This is a genomic window from Streptomyces profundus (assembly GCF_020740535.1).
Taxonomy (GTDB): Bacteria; Actinomycetota; Actinomycetes; order Streptomycetales; family Streptomycetaceae; genus Streptomyces; species Streptomyces profundus.
In genome coordinates, this window is the sequence record NZ_CP082362.1 from 5,400,206 (window position 1) to 5,412,209 (window position 12,004).

8 protein-coding genes are annotated in these 12,004 nt (G+C 72.0%); 5 read left to right on the forward strand and 3 right to left on the reverse strand.

Annotated elements, in window-relative coordinates; translation table 11 throughout:
* The first annotated feature begins 32 nt into the window (after positions 1-32).
* From K4G22_RS23840 to serA, 5 genes are all read left to right on the forward strand, one after another.
* Complete coding sequence (locus K4G22_RS23840) at positions 33-2,927, forward strand: putative bifunctional diguanylate cyclase/phosphodiesterase (RefSeq protein WP_228084210.1); 2,895 nt, start codon at positions 33-35, stop codon at positions 2,925-2,927.
* A gap of 246 nt (positions 2,928-3,173) precedes the next feature.
* A complete protein-coding gene (locus tag K4G22_RS23845) occupies positions 3,174-5,063 on the forward strand; it encodes an acetolactate synthase large subunit (protein ID WP_228082393.1) in 1,890 nt (629 codons plus the stop codon).
* A gap of 77 nt (positions 5,064-5,140) precedes the next feature.
* Positions 5,141-5,665, forward strand: a complete 525-nt coding sequence (gene ilvN / locus K4G22_RS23850) for an acetolactate synthase small subunit (protein WP_062205756.1) — start codon at positions 5,141-5,143, stop codon at positions 5,663-5,665.
* Between the two features lie 126 nt (positions 5,666-5,791).
* On the forward strand, positions 5,792-6,790 hold the full coding sequence (ilvC, locus tag K4G22_RS23855) for a ketol-acid reductoisomerase (protein ID WP_228084211.1): 999 nt from the start codon (positions 5,792-5,794) through the stop codon (positions 6,788-6,790).
* Between the two features lie 214 nt (positions 6,791-7,004).
* Positions 7,005-8,594: a phosphoglycerate dehydrogenase gene (gene serA, locus K4G22_RS23860; protein ID WP_228082394.1), complete on the forward strand. Its 1,590-nt coding sequence runs from the start codon at positions 7,005-7,007 to the stop codon at positions 8,592-8,594.
* Positions 8,595-8,663: 69 nt separating this feature from the next.
* On the opposite strand, the gene K4G22_RS23865 is transcribed toward serA, so the two are convergent.
* The 3 genes from K4G22_RS23865 to K4G22_RS23875 all read right to left on the reverse strand — a co-directional run bounded on the left by K4G22_RS23865 (position 8,664) and on the right by K4G22_RS23875 (position 11,880).
* Positions 8,664-9,704, reverse strand: a complete 1,041-nt coding sequence (locus tag K4G22_RS23865; RefSeq protein WP_228082395.1) for an NAD(P)-dependent alcohol dehydrogenase — start codon at positions 9,702-9,704, stop codon at positions 8,664-8,666.
* A 75-nt stretch (positions 9,705-9,779) separates the two neighbouring features.
* The gene (locus K4G22_RS23870; protein ID WP_228082396.1) at positions 9,780-10,547 is read right to left on the reverse strand and encodes an SDR family NAD(P)-dependent oxidoreductase; all 768 of its coding nucleotides are present in this window, start codon (positions 10,545-10,547) and stop codon (positions 9,780-9,782) included.
* Positions 10,548-10,854: 307 nt separating this feature from the next.
* Positions 10,855-11,880, reverse strand: a complete 1,026-nt coding sequence (locus tag K4G22_RS23875; protein WP_228082397.1) for a glycoside hydrolase family 6 protein — start codon at positions 11,878-11,880, stop codon at positions 10,855-10,857.
* Positions 11,881-12,004 lie beyond the last annotated feature (124 nt).

The following is a 12,004-nucleotide window of genomic DNA, read 5'->3' on the forward strand; positions in this document are numbered from 1 at the left end:
GGTGAGCCCAGAACGAGAGGGGGGCGATGGCGATGCACCACTCATGGGCGCGATCGCGCGCGGGTGAGGTGCCGGCGGGGCCGCCGCTGAGCGGCCCGCTCCCGCAGCTCGCGCTCGCCGCGGTCTGCGCCTGCTACGCGGCCGGCGCCCTCGCGGGCTGGGGATCCCCCCAGTTCGCCAGGGTGATGGGGGACTTCGGGCTGAGCGCCGCGGCGTTCGCCGCCGCCGTCTCCTGCCTGTGGTACGCCCGGCGCCAGGCCCAGGAGTTCCGCGCCGCGTGGACGATGTTCGGCCTCTCCTCGGTCATGATCGGCCTCGGCAACGCCACCTGGGGCTGGTACGAGGTGGTGCTCCGCGAGCCGGTGCCCAGTCTCTCGCTGGCCGACGTCTGCTTCCTGCTGTTCGCGCCGCTGGCCATCGTCGGGCTCTTAATGCTCGCCAAACGTCCCCGCACCAGGGCCGGTTGGGTCTGCCTCGGGCTCGACGTCTGGCTGATCGGCGGCTCGCTGATGACGCTCTCCTGGAGCGTGGCGCTGGCGCACACCGCCGAGTTGAGCGACGAGTCGGTGGGCCAGGTCGCCCTGGCCCTGGCCTATCCGCTGCTGGACATCGTGCTGGTCAGCATGGTCGCGGTGCTGCACTTCCGGCGCAGCGCCCGCCACCGCCCGGCGATCAACGCGGCGATCGGCGCCCTCGCGCTCACCGTGCTCTGCGACGCCCTGTTCACCAGCCCGCCGCTGCGCGAGCAGTACAGCTCGGGGCAGTTGCTCGACGCCGGCTGGTTCGCCGGCTCCCTGCTGCTTGCCTGCGCCCCCTGGACGACCAGCCGGGGCCCGGTCCCGGTCGAGGCCCAGGGGCCCAGGGACGGGCGGGGCGCGCCCGGCCATCCGCTGGCCGGCTCGCTGGCCGCGCTGACGCCCTATCTGGCCGCCGCCGTCTGTGTGTTGAGCATCCTGGGCACCATCGTCGCCGGCCGCCCCGTCGACGCCACGGTGGTCTATCTGGCCTGCGCCGTGGTGCTGGCCCTGCTGGTCCGCCAGGGCATCACGCTGCTGGACAACATCTCGCTGACCAGGGAGCTGACCCAGAAGGAGAACTACTTCAGATCGCTGGTCCAGGGGTCGAGCGATGTGATCATGATCGCCGCCCCCGACGGCAAGCTCCGCTATGTCAGCCCGGCCGCCACCGGCGTCTACGGTCAGGAGCCCGGCCGGCTGATCGGCAGCGAGCTGTCCACCCTGATCCACCCGGAGGATCTCGGCCGCGTCCTGCACGAGCTGCGCCGCTTCCTCGCCGTGCCGCCCAGCCGGGAGCCGGCCACCCGGGTCGAGTGCCGGGTGCGGCACGGCGCCGGCCACTGGCTCAACGTCGAGTCCAGCGTCAACCGCCACGAGGGCGGCCTCATCTTCAACAGCCGGGATGTCACCGAACGCGTCCGCCTCCAGGCCCAGTTGCAGCACAGCGCCTCCCATGACGCGCTCACCGACCTGCCCAACCGCGCCCTGTTCACCGAGCGGGTCCGGCTGGCCCTCAGCGGCGGCAGGGGCGCCGAGGAGCGGGTGGCGGTGTTCTTCATCGATCTCGACGGCTTCAAGGCGGTCAACGACTCGGCGGGCCACCAGGCCGGTGACGAGCTGCTGGTCCAGGCCGCCCAGCGGCTGCGGGACTCGGTCCGCTCGGACGACACCACGGCCCGGCTCGGCGGCGACGAGTTCGCCGCGCTGATCCTCGGCGACGGCGGCGACGAGGGCCCCAGGGAGTACCGCATCCTGGAGATCGCCGAGCGCGTCCGCGTCGCGCTCTCCCGCCCCTACACGGTGGACGGGCAGCGGCTCGGCGTGGCCGCCAGCATCGGCGTCGCCTTCGCCGAGCCGGGGGCCACCCCCGCCGCCCTGATGCGCAACGCCGACCTCGCGATGTACCGCGCCAAGCAGGCGGGCAAGGCCCGTGTCGAGCTCTACGCCCCCCAGCTCCAGTCCGAGGCGGTGCGCCGCACCGAGCTGGCCGACCGGCTGCGCCGCGCCCTGCACGACGGGGAGTTCGCGCTGCTCCACCAGCCCATGGTCCAGCTGACGGACGGCCGGGTCGCCGCGGTCTGCGCGCAGGCCCGTTGGCGTTCCGCGCACGGCCTGCTGACCACCCCGCTGGAGTTCCTCCACGGCGGCCGGTGGGATCCGCCGCTGGCGGCGCACGGCGGCCCGGACGCCACGCTCGACGTCACGGCCTGGCTGGTGGCGCAGGCCGTGGCCGCGGCCGGACGCCGGCACCGCGCGGGGCACACCCCGCCGGTCAGCGTCCGGGTCCCCGGGAGCCGGCTCGCCGACCGCGCGCTGTCCGCCCGCACCCTCGAAGCGCTCCTCGGCGAGCACCACCTCCCCCCGAGCGCGCTGCTCCTCGAACTGCCGGAGGCCGATCCGGTGCTCGCGTCGACCGAGCTGAGGCATCGGCTCACGGATCTCAGCCGGCTCGGGGTCGGCATCGCCCTCGGCGGGTTCGGCGGCGCCGGCACGGCGGTGGCCGCCCTGCACCGCCTCCCCGTCGATCTGGTCCGGCTGGACGCCGAGCTGGTCGAGGGGGTGCTGGACTCCCCGGCCCTCGGCAAGATCGTCGCCGGGCTGCTGCGGATGACGGACGATCTCGGGATCGACTCCCTCGCCGACGGGGTCGACCGGCCCGAGCAGGCCGCCGCGCTCCGGGCGCTCGGCTGTCGCAGAGCCCAGGGCCTGGCCTTCAGCGAGCCGCTGGACGCCGCCCGTCTCGGCCGGTTGCTGGAGGAGGGCCGGCTCCCGCTGCCCAGCCCCTCACTGCCCCGGGCGCCGGTGCTGCCGCGCGGCCGGACGCCCGCCCCGGAGCAGGCCGCCGGGCAGCTGCCCCCGCCGGACGCGGTCCCGCGCCCACATAGTGAGACTTCCATCCCCCGCGCTTGACAGTCGATGGCGGAGGGGAGCAATGTCTGTGCCATGCACACCGGAATTCTCGTACTTTCGCGGCGCGTCGGCTGACCCCAGGAACATCCTGCGGCCCCCAGCGACGCGCTTCCCCTCGCCTGCCTCACCGGCACGGGGGGTTTTTTGTTGCACCGACACCCCCAGCAGCCCAGCAGCCCCCCACGCAAGACGTTCGCCCGCGTCCCACGCGGCGCCACCACCCGTATCCTCCGAGAAGAGATCGCGATGACCGAGCAGGCCACCGGGGCACCGAAGCCGCAACCCAGGGCCCCCCGAGGCGGAGCACCCCAGCCAACCCCCGCTGTCGCGCATGTCACCGGCGCCCAGTCGCTCATCCGCTCCCTCGAAGCGGTCGGCGCCGACACCGTGTTCGGCATTCCCGGCGGTGCGATCCTCCCCGCCTACGACCCGCTGATGGACTCCACGAGCGTCCGGCACATCCTGGTCAGGCACGAGCAGGGCGCCGGCCACGCGGCCACGGGATACGCGCAGGCCACGGGCAAGGTCGGCGTCTGCATGGCCACCTCGGGCCCCGGTGCCACCAACCTGGTCACCCCCATCGCGGACGCCCACATGGACTCCGTGCCGCTGGTCGCCATCACCGGTCAGGTCGCCGCCCCGACCATCGGCACCGACGCCTTCCAGGAAGCCGACATCTGCGGGATCACGCTGCCGATCACCAAGCACAACTTCCTGGTCACCGACCCGGCCGACATCCCGCGCACCATCGCCGAGGCGTTCCACATCGCGGCCACCGGGCGTCCCGGCCCCGTCCTGGTGGACATCGCCAAGGACGCCCTTCAGAAGCAGACCACGTTCAGCTGGCCGCCCACCCCCGAGCTGCCCGGCTACCGTCCGGTGAGCCGTCCGCACGCCAAGCAGATCCGCGAGGCCGCCCGGCTGATCACCGAGGCCAGGCGCCCCGTGCTCTATGTGGGCGGCGGCGTGATCAAGTCAGGGGCCGCGGCCGAGCTGCGGATCCTCGCCGAGCGCACCGGCGTCCCCGTCACCACCACGCTGATGGCGCTGGGCGCCTTCCCCGACAGCCACCCGCAGCATCTGGGCATGCCGGGGATGCACGGCTCGGTCGCCGCCGTCACCGCCCTCCAGAAGTCCGATCTGATCGTCGCCCTCGGCGCCAGGTTCGACGACCGGGTCACCGGCCGGATCGACTCCTTCGCGCCGCACGCCAAGATCGTGCACGCCGACATCGACCCGGCCGAGATCGGCAAGAACCGGCTGGCCGACGTGCCGATCGTGGGCGACGTCAAGGAGGTCATGACGGACCTCACCGCCGCCCTGGCGGAGGAGGCGGAGCCCGCGGGCGGCGACGCCAGGCAGCGCTACGCGGCCTGGTGGCGGCAGCTGGACAGCTGGCGCTCGACCTACCCGCTCGGCTTCGACCAGCCCGAGGACGGCACGCTCTCCCCCCAGCACGTGATCCAGCGGATCGGGCAGCTGGCCCCGGCCGGCACGGTCTTCACGGCCGGCGTCGGACAGCACCAGATGTGGGCCGCGCACTACCTCTCCTTCGAGCACCCCGGCACCTGGCTGAACTCCGGCGGCCTGGGCACCATGGGCTACGCCGTGCCCGCCGCGCTGGGCGCCAAGGCCGGCCGCCCCGAGGCCCCGGTCTGGGCGATCGACGGCGACGGCTGCTTCCAGATGACCAACCAGGAGCTGGTCACCGCCGCGCTCAACCACATCCCGATCAAGGTCGCCATCATCAACAACGGCGCCCTGGGCATGGTCCGCCAGTGGCAGACGCTCTTCTACAACCAGCGCTACTCCAACACCGTGCTGCACGACGACAGCGGCGGCTCCTACAGCGGTTCGGCCGCGGGCAGCGGCACGGCCACCAACACCGGCACCCGCGTCCCCGACTTCGTCAAGCTGTCCGAGGCGATGGGCTGCGTGGGGCTGCGCTGCGAGCGCGCGGACCAGCTGGACGCCGTGCTGGAGAAGGCCAACGCCATCAACGACCGTCCGGTGGTGGTCGACTTCATCGTCCACGAGGACGCCATGGTCTGGCCGATGGTCGCCGCCGGCACCTCCAACGACGAGGTGATGGCGGCGCGGGGCGTGCGTCCCGACTTCGGCGACGCCTCCGACTGACGCCCGCCGTCCCCACCGCAGCCGCCTGCCAACGCCGCCAACGCCGCCATTGCCGCCATCGACAAGGTAGAACCGCCATGTCCAAGCACACGCTCTCCGTTCTGGTGGAGAACAAGCCCGGGGTGCTCTCCCGGATCACCTCGCTCTTCTCCCGCCGGAACTTCAACATCGACTCCCTCGCCGTCGGCACCACCGAACACCCCGAGGTGTCGCGGATCACCATCGTGGTCAGCGTCGAGGACCTCCCGCTTGAGCAGGTGACGAAGCAGCTCAACAAGCTGGTCAACGTGCTCAAGATCGTGGAGTTGGAGCCGTCCGCCGCCGTGCACCGCGAGTTGGTGCTGGTGAAGGTGCGCGCCGACAACGACACGCGAAGCCAGATCGTGGAGATCGTCCGCCTCTTCCGCGCCAAGACCGTGGATGTGGCGCCCGAGGCCATCACCATCGAGGCCACCGGCAGCAGCGACAAACTGGACGCGATGCTGCGCATGCTGGAGCCGTTCGGCATCAAGGAACTGGTGCAGTCCGGCGCCATCGCCATCGGCCGTGGCTCCCGGTCCATCACGGACCGTTCGCTGCGCGCTCTGGAGCGCTCCGCCTGACCCCGGGCGGACGCGCCCCCCGCCGTCCACGCCCCTTCCGTCCTCAGCCGGACGGAAGAGGCCCATGTCATACGGTGGTGGTCCCCCGTGTGGCGGACCACCAGCAACAACAAGGAGAAAACCGAAGTGGCCGAGCTGTTCTACGACGACGACGCCGACCTGTCCATCATCCAGGGCCGTAAGGTCGCGGTTCTCGGTTACGGCAGTCAGGGTCACGCGCACGCGCTGTCCCTGCGGGACTCGGGCGTCGACGTCCGCGTCGGCCTGCACGAGGGCTCCGCCTCCCGCGCCAAGGCCGAGGAGCAGGGCCTGCGGGTGACCACCCCCGCCGAGGCGTCGGCCGAGGCCGACGTCGTGATGATCCTGGTGCCCGACCCGATCCAGGGCAAGGTCTACGAGGAGTCCGTGCGCGCCAACCTGAAGGAGGGCGACGCGCTCTTCTTCGGCCATGGCTTCAACATCCGGTTCGGCTTCGTCAAGCCGCCGGCCGGGGTCGACGTCTGCATGGTCGCCCCCAAGGGTCCGGGCCACCTGGTCCGTCGCCAGTACGAGGAGGGGCGCGGCGTGCCCTGTATCGCCGCGGTCGAACAGGACGCCTCCGGCGCCGCGTTCGCCCTGGCGCTCTCCTACGCCAAGGCCATCGGCGGCACCCGCGCCGGTGTGATCAAGACCACCTTCACCGAGGAGACGGAGACCGACCTCTTCGGCGAGCAGGCCGTGCTCTGCGGCGGCACCTCGGCGCTGGTCAAGGCCGGCTTCGAGACCCTGGTCGAGGCGGGCTACCAGCCGGAGATCGCGTACTTCGAGTGCCTGCACGAGCTGAAGCTCATCGTGGACCTCATGTACGAGGGCGGCCTGGAGAAGATGCGCTGGTCGATCTCCGAGACCGCCGAGTGGGGCGACTACGTCTCGGGCCCGCGGCTCATCAACGCCGACACCAAGGCCGAGATGAGGCGGATCCTCGGCGAGATCCAGGACGGCAGCTTCGCCAACGCCTGGATGGCCGAGTACGAGGCGGGCCTGCCGCGCTACAACGAGTACAAGAAGTCCGACGGCGACCACCTGCTGGAGACCACGGGCAAGGAGCTGCGCAAGCTCATGAGCTGGGTGGACGAGGAAGCCTGAGCGCGGGCGGAAACCCGTCCGAACCGCGGGAGTTCGCTCGAACGAGCGGTGGGCCCGACGGACTGCCGTCGGGCCCACGGCGCGCCGATACACTGCCAACCACAAGCGCGTAAAAAGGCTCACAGCGTCGTGCGTCTCCACGCGGCTGCCTACCTCTCCACCCCCGTCGTCGGCCGTCGGGACGCGGCCTTCCGCAAAGGACCAGTGAGACCAAGTGAGCAAGCCCGTCGTACTCATCGCCGAAGAGCTTTCCCCCGCCACGGTTGACGCGCTGGGGCCGGACTTCGAGATCCGGCACTGCGACGGCGCCGACCGCGCCGCCCTGCTGAGCGCCATCGCCGAGGTGGACGCCATCCTGATCCGCAGCGCCACCAAGGTGGACGCCGAGGCGATCGCCGCCGCGCGCCGGCTGCGGGTCGTCGCCCGGGCCGGCGTCGGCCTGGACAACGTCGATGTCTCCGCCGCCACCAAGGCGGGCGTGATGGTGGTCAACGCGCCCACCTCCAACATCGTCACCGCCGCCGAGCTGGCCTGCGGACTGCTGATCGCCACCGCGCGGAACATCCCGCAGGCCAGCGCCGCGCTCAAGAACGGCGAGTGGAAGCGCAGCAAGTACACCGGCGTCGAGCTGTCCGAGAAGACCCTGGGCGTGGTGGGCCTGGGCCGGATCGGCCTGCTGGTGGCCCAGCGGATGGCCGCCTTCGGCATGAAGATCGTGGCCTACGACCCCTATGTGCAGGCCGCCCGCGCCGCCCAGCTGGGCGTCAAGCTGCTGAGCCTGGACGAGCTGCTGGAGACGGCCGACTTCATCACGGTCCACCTGCCCAAGACCCCGGAGACCCTGGGGCTGATCGGCGACGAGGCGCTGCACAAGGTCAAGCCCTCGGTGCGGATCGTCAACGCGGCCAGGGGCGGCATCGTGGACGAGGCGGCGCTGCACAGCGCCCTCAAGGAGGGCCGGGTCGCCGGCGCGGGCCTGGACGTCTACGCGAGCGAGCCCTGCACGGACTCCCCGCTCTTCGAGTTCGACCAGGTCGTCGGCACCCCGCACCTGGGCGCCTCGACGGGGGAGGCCCAGGAGAAGGCGGGCATCTCGGTCGCCAGGTCGGTGCGGCTCGCCCTCGCCGGCGAGCTCGTCCCCGACGCGGTCAACGTGCAGGGCGGCGTCATCGCCGAGGATGTGCGTCCCGGCCTGCCACTCGCCGAGAAGCTGGGCCGGATCTTCACCGCGCTCGCCGGCGAGGTCGCCCAGCGGCTCGACGTCGAGGTCAGCGGCGAGATCACCCAGCACGACGTCAAGGTGCTGGAACTCTCCGCGCTCAAGGGCGTGTTCGAGGATGTCGTCGCCGAGACGGTGTCCTATGTCAACGCCCCGCTGTTCGCGCAGGAGCGCGGCGTGGAGGTGCGCCTCACCACCAGCTCGGAGTCCCCCGACCACCGGAACCTGATCACCGTGCGCGGCACGCTGACCGACGGTGAGGTGATCTCGGTCTCCGGCACCCTGGCCGGGCCCAAGCACCAGCAGAAGATCGTGGGCATCGGCGGGCACACCGTCGATCTGGCCGTCGCCGACCACATGGCGTTCCTGCGCTACACGGACCGTCCCGGCGTCGTCGGAACGCTCGGCCGCATCCTGGGCGAGGCCGAGATCAACATCGCGGGGATGCAGGTGGCCCGCGCCGAGGAGGGCGGCGACGCGCTGATCGTGCTCACCGTCGACGGCACCATCCCGGCGCAGGTGCTCAACGAGGTCGGCGAGGAGATCGGCGCCACCTCGGCCCGGGGCGTCGATCTGGAGCCCTGACCGACGCTGTCTCCGAACGGGCCCCGCCATGGGACAACATGGCGGGGCCCGTTCGCGCGTCCGGCCGCGTCAGCCGTTCGGCAGGATCACGGCGCGGCCGTTGATCTTGCCGGCGTGCAGCCGCTCGTAGGCCACCGGCGCCTCGTCGATCCCGTAGGTCTCCACCCGCACCTCGACCGCCCCCGCGCTGGCCAGGTCGAACACCTCGGCCAGCTCGCTCCTGCTGCCCCAGTAGGGCGCCGTCACCGCCACGTCGAACGCCGTGCTGTTGAAGCCCACCGGCAGCGCGCCGCCGCCGATGCCCACGATCGCCACATCCGCCTCCACCGCGGCCACCGCGCCGGCGAGCGTCACCGTCGGCTGGACGCCGGCGAAGTCGAAGACGCCCTCGGCGCCGAGGCCGCCGGTCAGCCGCCGCACCCGGTCGGCCGCGCCCTCGTCGGAGAGCACCGTCTCGTGGGCGCCGACCGATCGGGCCAGCGCCAGCTTCTCCTCCGAGACGTCGACCGCCACCACCCGCGAGGGCGTCAGCGCCCGCAGCAGCTGGATCGCCACATGGCCGAGCCCGCCGGCGCCGATCACCACCGCCGTCGTCCCCGGCACCAGCTTGGGCAGCGAGCGCTTGATCGCGTGGTAGGGGGTGAGCCCGGCGTCGGTGAGCGGGACGGTGGTGACGGGGTCAAGACCGTTCAACGGCACCAGGAACCTGGCGTCGTTCACCAACAGGAACTCCGCCATCGCACCCGGCGCGCCCAACCCCGGGGGCAGGATGCCGAGTTCGGCGGCGCGCAGGCAGTAGTTCTCCTTGCCCTGCGCGCATTTGACGCAGCGGCCACAGCCCTGCGGCCCGTAGACCGCCACCACGTCGCCCTCCTCCACGCCCGTGACGCCCTCGCCCAGCGCCGCCACGGTGCCGGCGCCCTCGTGGCCGAGGGTGAGCGGCAGCTGGTAGGGGAAGCTCTCGGCCGACCAGCTCATCAGGGCGATGTCGGAGTGGCAGACCCCGGCCGCCGCCACCCGCAGCAGCACCTGTCCGGGCCCCGGCGTGGGTTCCGGCACGGTGACCACCTCGGGGGCGGCTCCGATCTCCCGGTACTGAACGGCCTTCATGGTGGGCCTCCTCACTCCGCGCGGGCGCGCGGTCTGGCGTGTCCTGGCAGTCGTCGGATTCGCTGGGCCGGGGGGTCAGCGGGCCGAGTAGGCGCCGTCGACCAGGTGGTAGCCGCCGTGCACGAACGACGCCCGGTCGGAGAGCAGGAACGCGGTCAGCTCGGCCACCTCCTCCGCGGTGCCCAGGCGGCCCGCCGGGTGGAGCGAGACCAGCTGCTCGAAGTCCACGGTCTCCGACTGGCGCAGCAGCGGGGTGTCGATGAAGCCCGGGCCCACCGCGTTGATCCGCACCCCCCGTTCCGCGTATTCGAGGGAGGCGCTCTTGGTCAGCCCCACCACCCCGTGCTTGGCCGCCGCGTAGGCGGCGGAGCCGGGGAACCCGTTGGTGCCCAGGATCGAGGCCATGTTCACCACCGCCCCGCCGCCGGCGGCCAGCAGCGCCGGCAACTCGGCGCGCAGGCACAGGAAGACGCCGGTGAGGTTGGTGTCCACCACCCGCCGCCACTCCGTCAGCGGATAGTCGCCGACGGGCGCGCTCGCGCCGCCGACACCGGCGTTGTTGACGGCCAGATGGAGCGTTCCGTAGGTGCCGGTCGCGAAGGAGACCGCGGCCTCGACGGACGCCGGATCGGTCACGTCCAGGCGCACGGCGGACGCCTTCCCGCCGCCGGCCACCAGCTCCTCGGCGGCCCCGTTCGCGCCGTCCTCGTTGAAGTCGGCGATCACCACCCGCGCCCCGCCGGCCGTGAGCCGCCCCGCGACGGCCCGGCCGATCCCGGAGGCACCACCGGTCACCAGGGCGGTCTTGTCGGCGAACTCCGTGCGGTACTCCGTGACGCTCATCGGGATTCCTTCGGCGCTCGGCTGGCCCGCCAGGGCGGGCGGCACGATTCCACGGTAAGCCTTATGCGCGGGTGCGACAGAATATATCCGAGGATGTACTATCTGCGGCTTTAGCTGTCCCCGTTTGATCTTGGTGGGCTTCAACGAGCCCTGGTCAGCCCTGGTCAGCCCTGGTCGGCTCCGGTCGGCTCCGGTCAGTTTCGGGGGCTCCTCCGCGGCCACCGCGCCCGGGAACGCGAAGACCGGTGTCGCCCCCGAGGACGGGGCGACACCGGCCGGTTCGCGTGGCGTGGAGCGTGGCTCGGGGTCAGTTCCCCCCGGCCAACTCGTACGCCATATCGGGCGAGAACGAGCCCGCGGGCCCCGCGCAGCCGTCCAGTTCACCGGGCAGCTTGATCCACAGGTAGGCGTCGATCCGCTCGTTGCCGGTGTTGGCGGTCGGGTTCTCCCCGATCAGCCGTCCCGGCGGGTCGCACCACTCGGAGCCGTCCGGGCCGTTGCCGTTGCGGCTGGTGTCGATGACGGCGGTCAGGCTCGGGTCGCCCAGCTCGTTGAGCACCCCTTCGACAAAGGCGTTCTCCTCGCCGGTCACCCGGTAGTTGGAGACATTGCTGTAGATGCCGTCGCCGCTCTCCAGTACGCCGGCCTCGCGGAGGGTGTCCGCGATGGTGGCCGGCTCGTGCCAGTCCGAGTGGCCGGCGTCGAAGTAGACCTTGGCCTCCGGGTTGGCGGCGTGGATGATGTCGGCCGCCTCGGCGAGCGAGGAGAACCGCTCGGCGCGCTCCGCCCCGTCCAGGCAGGTGGTGAGCGCGAGCGAGTCCGGCTCCAGGACGATCAGCACCGGCTCGTCGCCGAGACCGGCGGCGAAGTCCTGGGTCCAGTCCAGATAGGCGGGGAAGTCGGGGGCGCCGCCGGCCGACGCGCCACCGCAGTCCCGGTTCGGGATCATGTAGGAGACGATCACCGGCACCTCGCCGGCCGCCGAGGCCGCCGAGGTGACGGCGGTGGCCTCGGCGGTCACGGTGCTGGGCTCGTAGTTGGCGAACCACACGGCCTGCGGCTGGCTCGCTATCCGCTCGGCGATCAGCGGCTGCCTGTGGTCGTTCGGGTTCTCCTCGACCCAGGCGTGCACATTGGCCGGATAGTTGTGGAACACGGTGTCGTCGGGCAGCGCGGCGGTGTCCGCGCCCTGCGCGCTCGACGCGAAGGTGCCTGAGGCGAGCAGCCCGCCGACCGACGCCGCGGCGGCCAACAGCAGCGGCGCGCGGCGTCGGCGCCGACGCGGGTCGGTGGTGGTGGGGGTGGGGGACTGTGCGGCTCTTGCGGTGCGCACGATGGATCGTTCCTCTCGGGACGATGGCGTGGGGGTGTGGGAGCGCTCCCATCGCTGAGGCACGAACATAGCGGGTTCGCGTCGACGAGTAAACCGTTCGCACACAACGTCCGGCCGACGGGCG

What these genes read in the sequence shown, in the direction of transcription:
- K4G22_RS23840 (WP_228084210.1), top strand. Translation starts at nt 33, where the DNA reads ATGCACCACTCATGGGCGCGATCGCGCGCGGGTGAGGTGCCGGCGGGG.
- ilvN (WP_062205756.1), top strand. Translation starts at nt 5,141, where the DNA reads ATGTCCAAGCACACGCTCTCCGTTCTGGTGGAGAACAAGCCCGGGGTG.
- K4G22_RS23845 (WP_228082393.1), top strand. Translation starts at nt 3,174, where the DNA reads ATGACCGAGCAGGCCACCGGGGCACCGAAGCCGCAACCCAGGGCCCCC.
- K4G22_RS23865 (WP_228082395.1), bottom strand. Translation starts at nt 9,704, where the DNA reads ATGAAGGCCGTTCAGTACCGGGAGATCGGAGCCGCCCCCGAGGTGGTC.
- K4G22_RS23870 (WP_228082396.1), bottom strand. Translation starts at nt 10,547, where the DNA reads ATGAGCGTCACGGAGTACCGCACGGAGTTCGCCGACAAGACCGCCCTG.